Raw genomic sequence first — 15,939 nt, 5'->3', positions numbered from 1 at the left:
TTTACGGACTATAGCCTAGCCACATAAAGCCTTTGATCGTTTTCGGAGATGTCTATTACATTTGCTGACATTAGTTTTCCTATTAGGCTGAAGCTTGCATGAGAACTTCACCTGCACCAAACGAATTATAGGGTGTAGGCAAATCATAGGTTTTAAACGGTTCTAGAGGCAAAATATCTTCGTTAGTATCCAATTATTCCGCCAAAATGCGGATTAGCTTAATTTTTTCTGATACAGACAGTTTGCGGACAGCAGGAAGTAGCTCAGTGAGTGTCATGTTTCGCACTCCATTTCTCCAACTAGGCTCACTTACAGCTTACTGGATCGGTCATACACTTGACTTAAGTGCTTCCTATCAGCGTAAGTATAGTCTGTCTAAAAAACTAACTATTAATACTATTTCTTTCTTTGCGGTACACGGTACACTGCGGTAAGCTACTGGTGCGTCTACACTATTTGTATAATTTAATATAGTTTAATGTTGGATTGGCATGACTTGAATGAAGTCACTGCGAACCCATCCATCAGCGCCTGAGATTGGGAACTTGATTTGATACCAAATATAGCTATCTTGACCGTGAACAGAATTTATAATCGTGACTTTATCACCAACTAATCCATAGTGACGGCTCTTAAAATTTATACCTGCTCCAGTACGCACGTTAATTTGAGCTTCAGAATGTTTAGCAACAAGAACCCCTTCTTCAGATGTTTGTGAAAAAGTAGTCGAAGTCAGGGATGATTCAGAAGTCGCTGGAGAAGTATTAAGAGAAACCCCATCTTCTGCTTTGTACCGCACCACTAACGAATCTTTAAGGATAATTGACCCATCTGTATCTTGAACATCAGCCCTAATGACTGTTTCATTACTGTTAGGCTCTATGCTGAACTGGCTTGGTGTTGTTGAATAATCAATCCATGTTTGATTTGCATTTCCTAAGCAGTTATTCAACTCTCTGACTTTATCAGTCCATGTTTTTGTAGATAAATCAAACACAGTCTGCCATTCTTGTCTCGCTGTACTCTCAAGTGCTTCTACACCACATTTCCAATCACGAGTATAATTAACAACGATCAACTTTTCACTTTTCTCAACTCTCCCAGCAGTTTCATAGGAGAAATCAAGTCCTTTTTTTTGCACCAAAGCCCCAATACTACTTTCTTTAGATTTAGGTAAAGGTGTCTCTGTTTCTAACTTTGTTGGAGAATTTAATTTTGGCGGTTGATTTAAAGCAGAGATGGGAGAAGTAGGTTCTGGTGTTGCTTGCTGTGTTACATATTGAGGCGATTGTAAATGTACCTTATGTGAACTAATTAGCACAATGCCAATAAAAACGATACTAATCCGCTTCCACAAATTTAACTGCAAACCTGCTTTTGCTGCCAATTTATTTGTGGAAGGTAGTAAAAGTACTCCCCAAGATAAAAAAACTAATCCTGTAATGAGTTGCTGAAAAAGTCCAAATGCTCCAATTATAAGAAAAAACCATCCAAAAAAGCGACGAACTATTTTCATTATGTTGTTTAAATACTATGTATTTGTATCAAGTTCAGTATTCCCAATCTGCAAATTAAAAGCTACATATACAAAACCTTAGATCACGATTCTTTGTGATCGCTTTACGCAAAAATAGTTGCGTAGGCGTAGCCCATCGTATACATCGCTCTTGCACCACTACGACAAAAACACTAAAGTTAGTTTACAGACTTAGTTTAATCTTATGGAAACTGTAAATATTCATCAAGCTAAAACGAATCTCTCAAAGCTGTTGTCGCGCGTAGAACTTGGAGAAGAAATCATTATTTCCAACCGAGGCATTCCGATCGCTAAGTTAATTCCGTTTCGCTCCTCATCAAATCGACTCAATAGTTTAGGACAAGATAAAGGGCGTTTTGTAGTACCAGATGATTTCAATGCCCCTTTACCAGAAGAAATTTTGGCAGCATTTGAGGGCGGTGCGGAGTGAAACTCTTGCTAGATACACAGTGCTGGTTATGGTGGTTTACCCAACCAGAGCTTTTGAATGAAGCAGCAATCGCCCATATTGCCGATGAAACCAATGAATTATGGCTCTCAGTTGCCAGCATTTGGGAAATGGGGATAAAAGTTGCGATCGGCAAGTTACCACTGGCAGACCCCCTAGACAGTTATATTTCTAGTCGGATGATGGTATTAGCAATGCGATCGCTAGAAATTACAGCTTCTCATGCTTTACAAGCGGCTGCGTTACCTTTGCATCACCGAGATCCTTTTGACAGAATGTTGATTGCACAGGCTCAGATAGAAGAAATGACGCTTGTGAGTGCCGATTCAATGTTCAATCAGTACGACATTTCCCTACTTTGGGCAACCAAATCGTGAGATTTTAACATTTGATTTCTGGTTAAGTGTTAAACCTCATCGCCACTCCAGCATTTCTTCAATCGTCAAACCAATATCACTCGCAATCTGCCGTAGCAACCTTGGTGAGATGTCACGCCCTTTGTGAAATGGGACTGTTGTTCCTCGTCCATCTTCGTGTCGAAACTGTTTGTGTGAGCCTTTCTGACGTACCTCTACAAACCCAAAGCTCTCCAATATTCGTACAACTTCTTGGGGTTTCAGAACAGGAATATTACTCATGGTCTACTGAACCACAATCTGTTGTATACCTACAAACTCTGTCTCGAATACCAGATCCTCATCCTCTAGAAGCATTTCAATAACTTCACGCAAATTTTCCTGCAATTCATCCAAGGTTTCACCTTGAGAATGCGCTCCAGGAAAACCAGGGACATAGCCAACATAGAACTTAGTATCAGGATCTCTTTCAATGATCGCAGTAAAAGTTTTCATATCACAATCATCGACAACGCTCACTTACAGCTTACTGGATTAGTCATCTATCTAAGCGTAGGCATAACCCGTCGTAGACATCGCCTCACAGATTATATTTATTGCTCAGATTTTGGTTCAATCTCAAATTCCAGTTTGGAACGGTAGAAACACACATCAAACTCTAGAAAAAAGTTTGTCTGCCCAAGGATTAAGGGTACATTCGCTTTTCTTACCCAAGCAAATACCAGTTGAACTGCCGCGAAGTCACTGATCTCAACGTTCGCCAAGAATGGCATTGCTGGCAGATTGCTCAGGTTGCCTGCTAATTGAATAATCGCCCTATTATCATCCCAAACCCCACCTAACTCAATACCAATTTCATAGGGTAGAACATTTACAGTTGCACCACTGTCCACCAGTCCAAGAGCTTCAACTGTTCTATCACCTAGACAAAGACGCAGTGGAATCCGTGGCAAACTGTCAAACTCATTTTGAGAAGTATCAATAGTCGAGTATTTGAATCGCATCTGGTCACATTTGATCTGTCTGTTTCAATGCCTGCATAAGAACTTCACCTGCACCAAATGAATTATAAGGTGTAGGCAAATCATAGGTTTTAAATGGTTCTAGAGGCGAAATATCTTCGTTAGTATCCAATTCTTCTGCCAAAATGCGGATTAGCTTAAGTTTTTCTGATACAGACAGTTTGCGGACAGCAGGAAGTAGCTCACTGAGTGTCATGTTTCGCGCTCCATTTATCTAACGAGGCTCACTTACAGCTTACTGGATTAGTCATCTACCTGAGCGATCGCCCAAAAGATAAATTTGGGGAAAATGAGGGAGAAATAACCTATTCCCAATGCCATATTCCCAATACCTGATATTTAAAACTCGTAGCGTACCACACTAAAACATATAGAAACAGTGCGTTAGGCTTACGTTAATGCACTTGCATAAAACAGCAATTTACACGGTAAGCTTGTGTCTGATTTAGCGCTACATAATTATCTTCCTCGCGTTCCCGATGCAGCATTGCAAGAATACATAGAATGGTGTGTTTTAGAACAGGCAAAAGCCGCAGAATGTAACTTTACTCCAGATAGAAGTAAGTTAGATAATTTGCCACCAGCAGATTACGTCCCGAAACTTGTCGAGCAGTTCATGAAAGTTAAACCAGACCCAATTAAAGCTGGTTTGGTAGCTGCGATCGCAGGCAAGGAAGCTGACAAACATAGTTTATCTGGTTTAGCGATCGCGGCTGATTTTGTATCTCTTTATATCAAGTATTTAATTCCTAAAGAGGGAAGTACTAGAGAACAGGCTGAAGAGATATTAACTAAAGTATCACAAGATCAGTATGATAAACTGACTGAACTTGCCAAGAAACATGGTGTAGAGTTCTAGTTTCCTGCTGATAAATTATTTTTCAGAGGCTTTGTCTGTCCCATTAGTCAGAGCCTCGTATTTTGCAGATTATGGTAAAAACTCGAAATAATCAGTTTTATTTTATAATTTAGTAAACATATTATTAGTTTATAATTATATGGACAGAATCGTAGTTAACTCTCACATTCATTTCGGTAAACCTTGCATCGCAGGAACACGCGTCACTGTACAAAGCATTCTTGAATTGCTCAATGACGGACTTTCATTTGAAGAAATTATCCGAGACTACTATCCAGACCTACAAATTGAAGATATTCGTGCTTGCTTAGGATACGCGATCGCTCTAGTGGCAGCTGAAGACATTCGCCTAGTATCTATTTGAGCATGAGATTCTTACTGGATCAAGAGTTGCTCAGATTGGTCTTTCGCAAGCAAGTGATGAAGAAATACTTATAGCGTTTCTCAGTCTGGTTAAGTACAGTAACAAGAATGGGTAAACCAATTATAGCGTTTCCTAGTCTGCTGAGGTACAAATCTCTGCGTACCTTTGCGCTTTACTTTGCGTCCCTTTGCGTTTCAAAATATTATCTGTACCTCACTTAACTGGGAATTGCTATATAAAAGTTTAAAGTGTATTAAAAGTGAAGTTATAGTTCAATGGATAAACTAAGTAACTACAGAAATATTATTAAAAATATTCTCATAGAATATGACGGCCTTTGCAATAGCTCACCTGATAATGACGTAGAGAGCCTTTTAGCACTAGATGATGAACGCGAGCAATATTTATGGTTTCAGATTGGCTGGCAAAAAAATCGCTGAATTAAAGGTATTACTGTACATATTCGGATTAAAAATCACAAAATTTGGATCAAAGAAGATTGGACTGAAGAAGGTATTGCCACCGAATTATTAAACACCGGGGTTCCTCAAAGTGATATTGTATTAGCTTTTCATCCTCCCAGCGATCGCGCTTTGACTGAATTTGCAACCGCTTAAACAATTAAATCTTATTCTATGCTAACTATTATTGGTTGCGGTAATCTCAATCGCAGTGACGACGCAGTAGGCGTAATCATTGCTAAACGCTTACAAAAATATCTAGCTGAAAACCCTCACCCTCATGTGCGAGTTTATGACTGTGGCACCGCAGGGATGGAAGTAATGTTTCAAGCTAGAGGTAGTAAAGAATTAATAATTATTGATGCAAGTTCAACAGGTTCTGAACCGGGTGCTGTGTTTAAAGTTCCAGGAAAAGAACTAGAAGCTTTACCAGAACCTAGTTATAACTTGCACGATTTTCGCTGGGATAATGCTTTAGCCGCCGGACGGAAAATCTTTCAAAATGATTTTCCCGAAGATGTCACAGTTTATTTAATTGAGGCGGCAAATCTTAGTTTGGGACTAGAGTTAAGTCCTGCTATTAAACATTCTGCTGATTTAGTTTTTGAAGAGGTAGCTGCACTTATCAGCCAGAATATTAACTAATCCAAAATCCAAAACTTGTACTGAGCTAAGTCGAAGTATCTAAAATCCAAAATCGAATCACGCCCAATCCCGATAAACAGAAAGTTCATCTACCCTCATTTCAAAAGCTACACCTTGACTCTCTGGCGGGCAAACACGGATTTTAGCACTGCTAACAATTCCATGTAATAATGTCCCCATTGGCACAATTTTTTGCAGAACCCGCCAATTAGTAACTTGATCGGGACATTCAATTACCAATGTTAGAGCATTGGCATGGGTTGTGACATACCACCGACAATTAGATAGCAGATTTTGAATGGTGCGATCGCAAGCTTCATGAAAGTATCTACTAATAGAATCCTCTAGTTGCTGCCGCAATATAATATCTGCCGATGTCGGTTGCTTCGGATGCGAATCATCACCATTAAAGTAATACATATTTCTTGTCATCTCTCTTTACTTCCTGCTTATATTCCAATCACCATTCCATAAAGTACATCTTTATTTGTTTCTAATAATTCCTGGGTTTCATCATCATAATAAGCACCTATTCCACTACACTGAATTCCCAAATAATTACTAGTTAAATAAAGTCTCTGTCCGAGAAAACCAGCTATTTGCATAGCAGTTTGATAATTTAAATAATCTGACACAAAAAATAAAGTTACAGCGCTATCTTTAGCAATAGCCTGATTAATACATAAGTAACCTGTCTTCTCACTAAAATTACCCGTCTTAACCAGATACGTACCTTTATATAACCCAGGTGTCATTCCCTCTACTCGATGCACCACTGAATAAATTTCTATTTCCTCATAGTTTTCTGTCGGTATTAACTGCTGAAGTTGCTGCACTATATATAAATAACCTTCTTGAGAAATAGACTCTTTCCGGAAACGTCTAATAGAACGTCTATCCCAAACTGTTTGATAAAATTTATCCTTGTCAAAGTCAAATATAGGATACTCTAATTGCTGCTGGTGACTTTTTTGTAGAATAGTTGCTTGATAGCCATCTTCAATAAATTGATTGAATTCAAAATAGTCAGTACCAGAGACAAAAGGAACTTTCAGCCTTAAGCGTCTAATTTTATTCTCTTGTAATTCTCCTGACACTGCACAAGCAGTAATAAACTCTTTATTCTCAAATCCCAAGTCTGAATTGAGAGTGAATTTATCAAAGTCAAAAATTAGTTGTATATCTCGGTTGTGGAGAAAAGCTGAAGCTGCAACTGCACCTAAATGGTGTCCGCTATCTAAAAAGCAATACCTTATGCTTCTATTTTGATATTTCCAGCTAGACCTATAATAAACACAACTAATTAAAAAGATGAATCCGTTGATACTTTTACCCGGTATAATATAACTCTCTAACCCATCATCAATTAATTCATAGATGAGTGTTAGACAATTATTCTCAACTTCTAGATGATATATACCATCTACCATTCCCTCAACACCGCGAACCTGTACGTAAACTTCCGTGGGGTACAAAGCGCCTGCTGATGGATTTACCCGCAGTTTATAAGGGCCATCTTTATACACCTTTTCCAGGGTTATCGCACTGGTTAAGGATATAAAAGAATGAACAGGATTATTGAGATTTAATTTCACTCTCCGATAAAACTTGGGATAAACTTTAAATGCAGATGGCTGTGTTGAGGCATCTACATAATTTGGATCAATTTGTACCGATAAGTAAGAATGCTTGGTAGCGTCATGATAAGCTTTGCCCGATATCTGACTTGATGGCATTTTTAAGTATCCTTAAAACTTCTACATTGCTAGCAAAATCTATCGCTTTATAGTCGTCTAAGTTTTTTAAATATAAATTAGGTTGATGCTGTAAAAGTAACTTGACTACTTCTGTTTTTCCTGCCGAAGCTGCATACATTAAAACAGTTGCACCGTTATCATTTTGGTTGTCAATATTAATATTGTGAGCAAGCAGTAAATTAATTAACTCGTAGTGATTACCAAAACAAGCAAACCACAAAGCATTGTTGCAATCGCTATTTCGAGCATTGATATCCACACCTGCATCAATCAGTTCTTTGACAACTGCATAAACTCCTTCTCTAGTAGCTTTCATCAAAGCTGTATCGCCATTTTCTCCTGGCTGATTTAAGTCCCCAGGATTATAGCCTTTTGCTATTAGCCATTGGGTTGTTATTTCACTTAACTCTTGTCTGTTTAATTGACTCATGATTATTCTTTCAACCTCACACGACTAAGTATTTTCTAAGCAATTTTATGCTTGGAAAACTTAATGGTGGGCATTACCCACCATTATTTTAAAATACTATACGAGTAGCTAAAGTCTAGTAGTTTACCAAAGCAACTTTGCTAGGTATTCAAAAGTTTGGTAAAACGAAAAAATCTTTCCCCACTCCCTACTCCCCGCCCTCATCTAGCAATTTTGGGTTGCTTGAGTATTAAGTTAACTAGCAACAATTTAGCTTAGTTATATATTATCACTCTGATAAGTTTGAATTATGAATCATTTATAAAGATCCATAGATATATCTAAGATGAATATTGAAATACAATTAAAATGCAGTATTTCTTACAATGTTGTTTCAAAATTTAGACTAATAGCAGATAGACTTTTTGCGTAAATAGTACGCTGTTGCGTAAGAGGTTGTTTGAAAAGTTGTTGGCTGTATCTTTGCACTTATTGATCCCCCCTAACCCCCCTTTAAAAGGGGGAAACCCGGAGTCAAAGTCCCCCAATTTATCGGGGGATTTAGGGGGATCTAAACGTTTTGCTACCGAGAAGAGACTTTTCAAACATCCTCTAAGTTTGCCTAGCTTTAATAATGGTCTTAAGCCCATTGTCTTGCTCAAATTTAATGTCACGTTTATATTTAAAATTGTGTTTTATTAAACACAGATATTACGCTGAGATTTACTTTGATACCCCTGAAACTTATTAAGAAATCTCAAATAATTTCCTTTTTCAAGCCAAATTTGCTAGCTTGTTTAAGTATAAACAAGTAAAACACAGACTAAACATGGAAATTAGCGCTCGTAATTCTCTCAAAGGTACTGTAAGAAAAGTTGTACCTGGTACAGTTAATACTGAGGTAACTTTAGAAATTGCACCAGGAGTAGAGTTAGTTTCAATAATCACAAAATCATCAGCAGAAAAGCTGGGACTTGCAGAAGGCAAGCAGGCTTATGCCGTGATTAAATCATCAGATGTGATAGTTGCTGTTGAGTAAAAATAGGCAAGTTGCCTTTTATTACAAGTGGCTCTATCTCTAATATCAAATTGCATTCATGTCTATAAAAGGACTTACGTAAAATGGGAATGTAGGGGCAATTCATGAATTGACCCTACATTGCTCTATGCATAAGTCGCAATCTTAATTACAAAGTGTTTTTTTATCAAGAAAATATAATAATATTAATTAATTCAATTATCAATAATGCGGACATAAATAGCCTGGATACTTTCTGTATTTAGTGCTAAAGATGTGTTTTCTATTTTAATAAGGAATGATGGAAAGTTTTGTTCTAAAGTAATAGCGGTTCCTGGTGTTACCCCTATTGATATCAGTTTGTTTAAGATTGTTTCATCCTGACTTTTACAGAAAGTGACGATTCCTCTCTCTCCTGTTCTCAATAATTCTAATGAACAGCCAGTTACACTAAAGGGGGTAAACATTTGAATTATAAATTAGGAATTGTGAAGGGAAGAATGAAGTATATTTTCATCCTTCATCCTTCTGTTTTATTTGGTTGTTGTCTTTAGCAACCAAGGTAATACTTTATACGAGATACGCTTCTTGATGTGTTTTAATTGTGCAATTAGAACGAGGATAAGTTACACAAAGTAGAGCGTATCCTTTAGAAACCTGATCGTCATCTAGAAAGTTTTGATCTTCTTGATTAACTTCGCCTTCAACAACCTTACCTACACAGCTAGAGCAAGAGCCTGCATGACATGAAAAGGGCAATTCAATACCATTTTCTTCTGCTGCTTCTAAGATGGTAGTTTCTTCATCAACTTCAATTGTGGTGTCGATGTCTTCTTTTTTGTTGATTAATCTAACTTGGTAGGAAGCCATTTTCCGATTCTCCTCAAACGTTATACAGTTGGTTTAATTTCCGAAGTTTTTGAGCAACCTATCCTACTTTTTGCTCCCCTTCTTCTTACAGAGATGCTAAGTTTAGTCGGCTTCTCTATAGGGGTAAGGAATGCAACGCGAACGAGAAGCTACCTCAAGGCAAGGCGATAAGCCTGCGGCATGGCTTCGCTTACCGCATCTATAGAAAGCCTCTACAATCAGACTTGGCGCTAACGGAATGATGTTAGCTGCAAGGTACACCAGTAGGCGTACCGTCGTCTGTTTTGAAGGACTTTCCACAACCGCAGGTATCAGTTGCATTGGGGTTGATGAATTTAAAACCGCTTTCCATCACTCCCTCAACGAAGTCAACGATAACTCCGTCTAATAAGGGCGCACTTTTGGCATCAACGTAAACTACTACTTTGCCTTGGTGACTTACCAAATCATCTGGTTGAGGCTTGCTGGTGATATCGATCGCATATTCATAGCCACTGCAACCACCATCTTTTACCGAGATGCGAACACCTTTAGTTGCGCCATTAGCGTCGGGTGCTGAACCTTTGAGGAATGCTCGCAGATGAAATTCTGCTTTTTCTGATAAAATAACGGCCATCAGTTCTCCTGATTTGTAGCGATTAGTTGTTCTGATTTCAGGTGGGGTTGTCCTTTGTCTTTTGCCAATGACTAATGACCAATGACTAATGACTATTTTGTGCAATCCCCGTGGCTTCCATCGAATTGGATTGCGCGTGTCTCCAAGGCGCACTATTGCCGCATACTGGACAAGAGCGATCGCGGTGAGAACGGCGTTTAGCAAATTCCATCCGATTCAAGTCGATTGTCAGCAATTGCGACAATAGAGGCTGACTAAACCCGGTGATCAGCTTGATTGCCTCCAGTGCTGTTAGACAAGCTAGTGTTCCAGAGACAGCGCCTAAAACTGAAAAGCCGCGCTGATCCCACTCAGGCTTTTCTGGAAACAAACAAGATAAACAAGGAGTCACACCAGGAATAATCGTCGTCAGGTAAGCCTCCATCCCATTCATTGCGGCTTCCACCATTGGCTTGCGCGATCGCACACAGGCTTCATTTAACAAATTGCGCTCTGTAAAATTGTGGGCGCAATCAAGAGCCATATCAGCAGATTGCACTAACGAATCTACATTTTCCGGGGTGATATAATCATGAACAATTTCCACTTGGACATCAGGATTAATCGCATCCAGAGTTTCTTTAGCTTTGAATACCCTTGGCTTACCTACCCAATCATCAGTCATGAGAACCTGACGATTCATATCATCTAGCCGCAAGTCACCACCCCGGACTAAGATTAGCCGCCCAACACCTGCTACTGCTAAGTAAAGCGCCGCCGTACCGCCTAATCCCCCCACACCTGTGACCAGAACTGTCGCTGACTTCAAGCGTTTCTGTGCTGTTTCGCCAAAATTTGGAAGCATCATTTGGCGACGATAGCGTTCTAATTCGGTAGGCGTTAGGTTAACCAATTTATACCTCCTAATCAGAAGTGATTTCTGTCAGTGTGACTACATTTTTCGGCTTGTCGTTAAACACTTTGAACAGCTTTTGTTCATAAGCTGTCGATTCGATAAATAGCTGATAAGCTTTTTGCAAAGCCAAAGAATATTGATTGAGTTTCTCTTCTTGACTCAAGTCAGGAGAATTATCATCAATTTCCTGCATATATTGAGAAAACTTTTTCAGAATATGTAGACGATGTATATTTACAACTTCTAAGTCGTAGGACATATTAAAGAATTGAAAAAATTCTTCTGCATCTACGAGCTTCTTGAATTCATCAATAGTTCCAGTCATTTAGCACTCTCCAATTGTTTCAGATGTTGCTTCAATTCATCTAACTGGCGATAGATTTCATAAGTTGCGGCGGCAACATCCATAAGTTGTTTGTAATCTGTTGGCAGGCCTTCAGCTAAATCATGCAGATCCATCTTCATTTGACCTGCTTTACTATTGAGCCGTCTGATTTGTCCTTGTAGTTCCTCAATTGTCATTTGTCATTTGTCCTTTGTCCGTTGTCATTAGTCATTTGTCTTTTACTAATGACCAATGACCAATGACTAATTAAATTTTGCCAACTTCAGGAAAGCGTTTCGCCAAATCAAGACCTTTTTTGACGTAGTTTTCTCCCTCTTCTGCTAATTTCTCTACTGAGTCAAAGCCAAAGCGATGAGCATCTCGCAAGGTTTTCACAGCTAGCAAAAGACGGCCAGAAAAAACTAGCGCCCAGCCAAATCCTTCATGACTTAAATCAACCACAACCTGAGATATCAAACCTGTTTCTTGTTCAATCCCAGCAGCTACAGCCCGAAAAAATGCCATAATTCGTGCTTGTGTGATCGGATCAACTTCGCCCTCAACGGAAATTTCCCGTTTCTTTTGTTTGGTGACGATAAAGGGTTTGAGAATTAACTCATCCGACCAACTACGATAAACTCCATAACTGTCTTGACCACGGATTTGTTTAATTAATACCTTAAGAAAAGGTGAGTTCAAGACTTCAGTTGTAGCAGTTCCGTTAACACTATTATTTGTGGTCATACTGTTGCTTCGTCTTCAATTTCATCAGCAAAGTTTGTGGTTTTTGGCTGTAAAGCTTTACGCAACCAAGGTGGAGGATTACCTTTGAGGGTTTTCACTAGCTTATTTAGCACTTCACTAATTTCTTCTTCTTCCGATCGCGCCTTCACTGGGGTGACACCTTTCTTGATTAACCGAGCGGCGGCGCTACCACCAATTGCTGTGACGTAAACAATCGTACAGTCAACGATCGCATCAAGTTTTGGGGTGATTTTGTCTTCGTTACCGTCTTCTTTGAGTTCGCCTTCAAAGGTGAGGGTTTCTACGAAGTGATATCCCTCATCGGAAATTTCATAAACATCAATCATTTTTGCCCATCCGAAGTGGGCGTTAATATGAACTCGGTCACTTGTAGTGAAGGCTATTTTCATCGTTATTCTCCTCTCTAAAGTTTTGAATTTTGAATTGGGAAGAAGGAATTCAGGAGTCAGAAGTCAGAATTCAGGAGTAATTAGAGTTCGACTGGCAGAATTAAATCTGCATATTTATACCAATTCTGTTTGGAGATGCGCCAAAGTATATGAGAAACGAACCGCGTTCGCGTAGCGTCTCGTTAGAGAAGGGCGCAAAGGACACAAAGAAAGAAAGTTTGGCGTCCCTTCACAAACAATTGGTATTAGTGGTTTTTCCTACGGAAACGCCAAGGAGAAACAAATAATCAGTGGTAGGTTTTACTCTTTCTAAAACGCATTCTGAATTCTGAATTCTGACTCCTGAATTCTTGAAGAAGAATTCAAAACTCTGCGCTCACAATTCCGAACTCTTGGAACTGTTTAACTCTCGCTTCTTCTGCCTCTAAAAATAGGTTGCCGATGCCAAACACAATCTCCATCGTGCCTCGATAGCCAACTTTGGTAAATTGACCATTACCTAAGCGGTCATAAATGGGCAATCCTAGACGATAAAGAGGAATCGAAAGGCGTTTTGCGATCGCACCGACATTCGAGTTACCAATCAGCAAATCAGAGCCATCTGCTAAACTCTCAAAGTCTTCTAAATCGCCGATAGTGACACTTTTCACCGGAAGTTTTTCTAAGAGGTGCGATCGCGTGGTTGTCACCACCGCATGAATTTGCGCTCCCATCGATTGCAGAAAATGCACTGTTGACCACAACAAATCTGGTTCCAGCGCTAAGGAAACTCGTTTTGCACCGAAGTAAAAGTGGGTGTCCAGCATCGCATCTTGCAACTGACGACGTTGGCGGCGGTATTTTTCGGGTACGCTGTTACCGCTCAAAATCGCCAATGCTTGGATAAATTCATCTACTGGTTCTAATCCCGTCAGTTCGCCAAACACTTCGTAAGGTGTGCCAAAGCGTTCTTCCAGAATCTTGGCAGCACCGCGCATACTTTCACCCAATGCCAGGGTAAAGGCAGAACTACCGACTTCTCGTAGCTGTTTTAAAGTAGTTCCACTGACTGTAACTGCACTATAACTATCCTCTAAATGTCCATCTAGAGAAGCGCCAAGATCGGGTACAAAGATCGGCACTAATCCAAAGGACGTAACCATCTCTTTGATTTCTTGTACATCCCCAGGTGTGAAAGCAGAACCCGCCAAAATTGTGACTTGTTCAGTTCTGAGTCCACCTGCGCGAGGAATTTCTTGAACTATGCTTTCCACAGCTACAGCAAAGCCATCTTGCAACGCACCTTTAAAATCTGGAGTAGGTGCAAAAACGATCGCTAAATTATTCAATTCGGGATGGCGATCGCGGATTTCCTTCAGAAAACCCTCAATGTCATCGCCTCTAGTTTCAGTCAACCCAGTACTACATAAACCAATAATTTCCGGGTTAGCTTTTTCCACCAGAGTCAGAATTGCTTGCTCTACATTCTCTTCACCACCCAAAATGGTAGTGACTTCTGTCATTGCTGTCGTAGCAAGGGGAATCGCTTCCCGGAAATGCCGCACTAGGACAACTTTGGCGAAAGCAGTACAACCTTGAGAACCGTGGAATAAAGGCATCGTCCCTTTCAATCCCAAAAAGGCTAAGGTTGCACCCAAAGCTTGACTTTGCTTGAGAGGATTAACTGTCAGTGCTTTGTTAGAAACAGTAACGATCGCCATCTAAACTTCCTCCTCTTCTTCCCAAGGAGCGGGTTTGCGTATTTGTTCCCAAATCGGGCTATACAGAGCTTCGTAAAGTTCTCGCGCCATTTCAATCATTCCCACATAACCTGCATAAGGATGGTGGCGTTCTTGGTTGATATCAAGGAAAGGAATTCGAGCTTTTAAAGCGGTGTATTGGTTACGTCCACCAGCAATCAGCATATCTGCGCGAGTATCTTTAACCAGTTGTAGCAATTCCTGAGCGTTGCCTTTCTCTAGCATGATGCCATCGTTGCCAATCAACTTTTTGATTTTGGCTTTATCTTCTTCAGTACTTTTCCGAGTACTGGTAGCAACAACTTCAATGCCTAAGTCCCTAGCAGCCGAGATAATCGACCAACTCTTAACACCGCCTGTATACAACACAACCCGCTTCCCTTTGAGTCGAGCGCGATAAGGAGCCAGTGCCAAATCTAAAGCAGCCGTTTCTTCTGCAATTAGCTTTTCTGTCCGCTCCTGTAAATCAGCGTCGCCTAATTTAGCGGCGATGTTTCGCAGACAGCGATTCATATCATCGATGCCGTAGAAAGACTCTTCAATGTAAGGGATGTTGTAACGCTCCTCCATCTTTCTCGCCATATTCAGCAACGCTCGTGAGCAGATCATGACGTTGAGCTTGGCGCGGTGGGCGTAGCGAATTTCATCGTAGCGAGCATCGCCCGTAATTTTAGACAAAATACGGATGCCTAATTTTTCTAACAGTGGTGTTACTCCCCACATTTCACCGGCGATGTTGTATTCACCGATTAAGTTAATATCATAGGGTGTTGTATGTTCCGGTTCTGCTGTTCCGACAACATATTCCAACAAAGCTTCACCACCGAAACGGTTGCCCAGATTTTTACTGCCAATGAATCCTGGGGCAATGACAGGAACAACAGGAATACCGATTTTCTCAGCCGCCGCTTTGCAGACGGCATCCATATCATCGCCAATTAAGGCTGTAACGCAAGTGGCATAGACAAATACTGCTGCTGGTTGGTAGCGCTCGTGAAGTTCCAAAATTGCTTTGTAGAGTTTCTTTTCGCCACCGAAGATGACATCATTTTCACCCAAGTCAGTGGTAAAGCCCATTTTGTAGAGTTGAGGGCCAGACGACAGACTACCACGACTGCCCCAGGAATTACCAGCACAGGCGATCGGCCCGTGGACTAAATGAGCAGCATCTGCGATCGGCACTAAAGCAATCATTGCACCATCAAAGGCACAGCCCCCTTGAGCCGCGCCGGGTTGTGCCTGTTGAGCGCATGATTTATTTTTCTTTTCCGCTTGTTTGTGCTGATTATGCTCGCATCCTGTCTCAGTCAGCAGCTCGTTGATTTTACCTTGGGTGCTTTTCATCTGTCTTCTCTTAATTGTTAATTGTCCTTTGTCATTTGTCATTTGAATTGACTATTGTACAGACGCGATTAATCGCGTCTCTACCAATGACTAATGACCAATGCCCCATGCCCCATGCCC

At 40.2% G+C, this 15,939-nt stretch carries 25 protein-coding genes and 1 pseudogene; 8 read left to right on the top strand and 18 right to left on the bottom strand.

Translation table 11 applies throughout. The features are described from left to right. Positions 1–206 precede the first annotated feature (206 nt). Positions 207–434: a hypothetical protein gene (locus HWQ36_RS04160; protein WP_292698382.1), complete on the top strand. Its 228-nt coding sequence runs from the start codon at positions 207–209 to the stop codon at positions 432–434. A gap of 41 nt (positions 435–475) precedes the next feature. Here the strand turns inward: HWQ36_RS04160 and HWQ36_RS04155 are convergent, their stop codons facing one another. Beyond that, positions 476–1,516 carry an SH3 domain-containing protein gene (locus HWQ36_RS04155; RefSeq protein ID WP_292698380.1) on the bottom strand — a complete coding sequence of 347 codons (1,041 nt, stop codon included), beginning with the start codon at positions 1,514–1,516 and terminating at the stop codon, positions 476–478. A gap of 205 nt (positions 1,517–1,721) precedes the next feature. Between HWQ36_RS04155 and HWQ36_RS04150 the strand changes: the two genes are divergently transcribed. Both HWQ36_RS04150 and HWQ36_RS04145 read left to right on the top strand, forming a co-directional pair. Further along, a complete protein-coding gene (locus HWQ36_RS04150; RefSeq protein WP_292698378.1) occupies positions 1,722–1,967 on the top strand; it encodes a type II toxin-antitoxin system Phd/YefM family antitoxin in 246 nt (81 codons plus the stop codon). Next, a complete protein-coding gene (locus HWQ36_RS04145) occupies positions 1,964–2,362 on the top strand; it encodes a type II toxin-antitoxin system VapC family toxin (RefSeq protein WP_292698376.1) in 399 nt (132 codons plus the stop codon). The genes HWQ36_RS04150 and HWQ36_RS04145 overlap by 4 nt, the downstream gene beginning before the upstream one ends. 36 nt (positions 2,363–2,398) lie before the next feature. Here the strand turns inward: HWQ36_RS04145 and HWQ36_RS04140 are convergent, their stop codons facing one another. From HWQ36_RS04140 to HWQ36_RS04125, 4 genes are all read right to left on the bottom strand, one after another. Then, positions 2,399–2,623: a type II toxin-antitoxin system HicA family toxin gene (locus HWQ36_RS04140; protein WP_292698374.1), complete on the bottom strand. Its 225-nt coding sequence runs from the start codon at positions 2,621–2,623 to the stop codon at positions 2,399–2,401. Positions 2,624–2,626: 3 nt separating this feature from the next. Beyond that, complete coding sequence (locus HWQ36_RS04135) at positions 2,627–2,836, bottom strand: type II toxin-antitoxin system HicB family antitoxin (protein WP_292698373.1); 210 nt, start codon at positions 2,834–2,836, stop codon at positions 2,627–2,629. Positions 2,837–2,934: 98 nt separating this feature from the next. Then, entirely contained in the window at positions 2,935–3,345 is a 411-nt protein-coding gene (locus tag HWQ36_RS04130) for a hypothetical protein (RefSeq protein ID WP_292698371.1), read from the bottom strand. A gap of 4 nt (positions 3,346–3,349) precedes the next feature. Beyond that, complete coding sequence (locus tag HWQ36_RS04125) at positions 3,350–3,559, bottom strand: hypothetical protein (protein WP_193946552.1); 210 nt, start codon at positions 3,557–3,559, stop codon at positions 3,350–3,352. 240 nt (positions 3,560–3,799) lie between these two features. Between HWQ36_RS04125 and HWQ36_RS04120 the strand changes: the two genes are divergently transcribed. The 4 genes and pseudogenes from HWQ36_RS04120 (at position 3,800) to HWQ36_RS04105 (ending at position 5,692) form a co-directional block, all read left to right on the top strand. After that, positions 3,800–4,222 carry a hypothetical protein gene (locus HWQ36_RS04120; protein WP_292698366.1) on the top strand — a complete coding sequence of 141 codons (423 nt, stop codon included), beginning with the start codon at positions 3,800–3,802 and terminating at the stop codon, positions 4,220–4,222. Positions 4,223–4,361: 139 nt separating this feature from the next. After that, positions 4,362–4,586 (top strand): DUF433 domain-containing protein, encoded by a 225-nt coding sequence (locus HWQ36_RS04115; protein ID WP_292698364.1) that lies wholly within the window; start codon positions 4,362–4,364, stop codon positions 4,584–4,586. A 275-nt stretch (positions 4,587–4,861) separates the two neighbouring features. Then, positions 4,862–5,203, top strand: a pseudogene (locus tag HWQ36_RS04110) (XisI protein). Between the two features lie 18 nt (positions 5,204–5,221). Beyond that, positions 5,222–5,692, top strand: coding sequence for a hydrogenase maturation protease (locus HWQ36_RS04105; RefSeq protein WP_292698362.1), 471 nt, complete (start codon positions 5,222–5,224; stop codon positions 5,690–5,692). 57 nt (positions 5,693–5,749) lie between these two features. Here the strand turns inward: HWQ36_RS04105 and HWQ36_RS04100 are convergent, their stop codons facing one another. From HWQ36_RS04100 to HWQ36_RS04090, 3 genes are read right to left on the bottom strand one after another with little or no spacing between them, the layout of a single operon-like run. Continuing rightward, the gene (locus HWQ36_RS04100; protein WP_292698360.1) at positions 5,750–6,124 is read right to left on the bottom strand and encodes a hypothetical protein; all 375 of its coding nucleotides are present in this window, start codon (positions 6,122–6,124) and stop codon (positions 5,750–5,752) included. A gap of 17 nt (positions 6,125–6,141) precedes the next feature. After that, positions 6,142–7,428, bottom strand: coding sequence for a SagB/ThcOx family dehydrogenase (locus HWQ36_RS04095; RefSeq protein WP_292698358.1), 1,287 nt, complete (start codon positions 7,426–7,428; stop codon positions 6,142–6,144). Continuing rightward, entirely contained in the window at positions 7,391–7,879 is a 489-nt protein-coding gene (locus HWQ36_RS04090; RefSeq protein ID WP_292698357.1) for an ankyrin repeat domain-containing protein, read from the bottom strand. The genes HWQ36_RS04095 and HWQ36_RS04090 overlap by 38 nt, the downstream gene beginning before the upstream one ends. A gap of 808 nt (positions 7,880–8,687) precedes the next feature. Between HWQ36_RS04090 and HWQ36_RS04085 the strand changes: the two genes are divergently transcribed. Next, the gene (locus tag HWQ36_RS04085; protein ID WP_292698355.1) at positions 8,688–8,897 is read left to right on the top strand and encodes a molybdopterin-binding protein; all 210 of its coding nucleotides are present in this window, start codon (positions 8,688–8,690) and stop codon (positions 8,895–8,897) included. Between the two features lie 194 nt (positions 8,898–9,091). Here the strand turns inward: HWQ36_RS04085 and HWQ36_RS04080 are convergent, their stop codons facing one another. From HWQ36_RS04080 to nifE, 10 genes are all read right to left on the bottom strand, one after another. Continuing rightward, positions 9,092–9,343: a FeoA family protein gene (locus tag HWQ36_RS04080; RefSeq protein WP_292698353.1), complete on the bottom strand. Its 252-nt coding sequence runs from the start codon at positions 9,341–9,343 to the stop codon at positions 9,092–9,094. Between the two features lie 103 nt (positions 9,344–9,446). After that, entirely contained in the window at positions 9,447–9,746 is a 300-nt protein-coding gene (locus HWQ36_RS04075) for a 2Fe-2S iron-sulfur cluster-binding protein (protein WP_094339973.1), read from the bottom strand. Positions 9,747–9,990: 244 nt separating this feature from the next. Then, positions 9,991–10,362: an iron-sulfur cluster assembly accessory protein gene (locus HWQ36_RS04070; protein WP_094339971.1), complete on the bottom strand. Its 372-nt coding sequence runs from the start codon at positions 10,360–10,362 to the stop codon at positions 9,991–9,993. Positions 10,363–10,447: 85 nt separating this feature from the next. Continuing rightward, positions 10,448–11,254 (bottom strand): HesA/MoeB/ThiF family protein, encoded by an 807-nt coding sequence (locus HWQ36_RS04065; RefSeq protein WP_292698348.1) that lies wholly within the window; start codon positions 11,252–11,254, stop codon positions 10,448–10,450. A 10-nt stretch (positions 11,255–11,264) separates the two neighbouring features. Further along, a complete protein-coding gene (nifW, locus tag HWQ36_RS04060; RefSeq protein WP_292698345.1) occupies positions 11,265–11,582 on the bottom strand; it encodes a nitrogenase-stabilizing/protective protein NifW in 318 nt (105 codons plus the stop codon). Further along, complete coding sequence (locus HWQ36_RS04055; RefSeq protein ID WP_292698343.1) at positions 11,579–11,779, bottom strand: CCE_0567 family metalloprotein; 201 nt, start codon at positions 11,777–11,779, stop codon at positions 11,579–11,581. The genes nifW and HWQ36_RS04055 overlap by 4 nt, the downstream gene beginning before the upstream one ends. A 70-nt stretch (positions 11,780–11,849) precedes the next feature. Next, complete coding sequence (locus HWQ36_RS04050) at positions 11,850–12,326, bottom strand: NifX-associated nitrogen fixation protein (protein ID WP_012407193.1); 477 nt, start codon at positions 12,324–12,326, stop codon at positions 11,850–11,852. Further along, positions 12,323–12,736: a nitrogen fixation protein NifX gene (nifX, locus tag HWQ36_RS04045; RefSeq protein WP_292698339.1), complete on the bottom strand. Its 414-nt coding sequence runs from the start codon at positions 12,734–12,736 to the stop codon at positions 12,323–12,325. Before nifX ends, HWQ36_RS04050 begins: the two co-directional genes overlap by 4 nt. Positions 12,737–13,098: 362 nt before the next feature. Then, positions 13,099–14,436 (bottom strand): nitrogenase iron-molybdenum cofactor biosynthesis protein NifN, encoded by a 1,338-nt coding sequence (gene nifN / locus HWQ36_RS04040; RefSeq protein ID WP_292698338.1) that lies wholly within the window; start codon positions 14,434–14,436, stop codon positions 13,099–13,101. Further along, positions 14,437–15,819 carry a nitrogenase iron-molybdenum cofactor biosynthesis protein NifE gene (gene nifE, locus HWQ36_RS04035; RefSeq protein ID WP_193947865.1) on the bottom strand — a complete coding sequence of 461 codons (1,383 nt, stop codon included), beginning with the start codon at positions 15,817–15,819 and terminating at the stop codon, positions 14,437–14,439. Between the last annotated feature and the right edge of the window lie 120 nt (positions 15,820–15,939).

This window comes from Nostoc sp. NMS2, assembly GCF_017115105.1.
Taxonomy (GTDB): Bacteria; Cyanobacteriota; Cyanobacteriia; order Cyanobacteriales; family Nostocaceae; genus Nostoc.
Note: the sequence above shows the minus strand (reverse complement) of the source record. Positions and strands in the feature narration are given on the sequence as shown.

Excerpts from the sequence above, each read along its gene's own strand:
- HWQ36_RS04160 (WP_292698382.1), top strand. The coding sequence starts at position 207 with ATGCGGATTAGCTTAATTTTTTCTGATACAGACAGTTTGCGGACAGCA.
- HWQ36_RS04155 (WP_292698380.1), bottom strand. The coding sequence starts at position 1,516 with ATGAAAATAGTTCGTCGCTTTTTTGGATGGTTTTTTCTTATAATTGGA.
- HWQ36_RS04150 (WP_292698378.1), top strand. The coding sequence starts at position 1,722 with ATGGAAACTGTAAATATTCATCAAGCTAAAACGAATCTCTCAAAGCTG.
- HWQ36_RS04140 (WP_292698374.1), bottom strand. The coding sequence starts at position 2,623 with ATGAGTAATATTCCTGTTCTGAAACCCCAAGAAGTTGTACGAATATTG.
- HWQ36_RS04135 (WP_292698373.1), bottom strand. The coding sequence starts at position 2,836 with ATGAAAACTTTTACTGCGATCATTGAAAGAGATCCTGATACTAAGTTC.
- HWQ36_RS04130 (WP_292698371.1), bottom strand. The coding sequence starts at position 3,345 with ATGCGATTCAAATACTCGACTATTGATACTTCTCAAAATGAGTTTGAC.
- HWQ36_RS04125 (WP_193946552.1), bottom strand. The coding sequence starts at position 3,559 with ATGACACTCAGTGAGCTACTTCCTGCTGTCCGCAAACTGTCTGTATCA.
- HWQ36_RS04115 (WP_292698364.1), top strand. The coding sequence starts at position 4,362 with ATGGACAGAATCGTAGTTAACTCTCACATTCATTTCGGTAAACCTTGC.
- HWQ36_RS04105 (WP_292698362.1), top strand. The coding sequence starts at position 5,222 with ATGCTAACTATTATTGGTTGCGGTAATCTCAATCGCAGTGACGACGCA.
- HWQ36_RS04100 (WP_292698360.1), bottom strand. The coding sequence starts at position 6,124 with ATGACAAGAAATATGTATTACTTTAATGGTGATGATTCGCATCCGAAG.
- HWQ36_RS04095 (WP_292698358.1), bottom strand. The coding sequence starts at position 7,428 with ATGCCATCAAGTCAGATATCGGGCAAAGCTTATCATGACGCTACCAAG.
- HWQ36_RS04090 (WP_292698357.1), bottom strand. The coding sequence starts at position 7,879 with ATGAGTCAATTAAACAGACAAGAGTTAAGTGAAATAACAACCCAATGG.
- HWQ36_RS04085 (WP_292698355.1), top strand. The coding sequence starts at position 8,688 with ATGGAAATTAGCGCTCGTAATTCTCTCAAAGGTACTGTAAGAAAAGTT.
- HWQ36_RS04080 (WP_292698353.1), bottom strand. The coding sequence starts at position 9,343 with ATGTTTACCCCCTTTAGTGTAACTGGCTGTTCATTAGAATTATTGAGA.
- HWQ36_RS04075 (WP_094339973.1), bottom strand. The coding sequence starts at position 9,746 with ATGGCTTCCTACCAAGTTAGATTAATCAACAAAAAAGAAGACATCGAC.
- HWQ36_RS04070 (WP_094339971.1), bottom strand. The coding sequence starts at position 10,362 with ATGGCCGTTATTTTATCAGAAAAAGCAGAATTTCATCTGCGAGCATTC.
- nifW (WP_292698345.1), bottom strand. The coding sequence starts at position 11,582 with ATGACTGGAACTATTGATGAATTCAAGAAGCTCGTAGATGCAGAAGAA.
- HWQ36_RS04055 (WP_292698343.1), bottom strand. The coding sequence starts at position 11,779 with ATGACAATTGAGGAACTACAAGGACAAATCAGACGGCTCAATAGTAAA.
- HWQ36_RS04050 (WP_012407193.1), bottom strand. The coding sequence starts at position 12,326 with ATGACCACAAATAATAGTGTTAACGGAACTGCTACAACTGAAGTCTTG.
- nifX (WP_292698339.1), bottom strand. The coding sequence starts at position 12,736 with ATGAAAATAGCCTTCACTACAAGTGACCGAGTTCATATTAACGCCCAC.
- nifN (WP_292698338.1), bottom strand. The coding sequence starts at position 14,436 with ATGGCGATCGTTACTGTTTCTAACAAAGCACTGACAGTTAATCCTCTC.
- nifE (WP_193947865.1), bottom strand. The coding sequence starts at position 15,819 with ATGAAAAGCACCCAAGGTAAAATCAACGAGCTGCTGACTGAGACAGGA.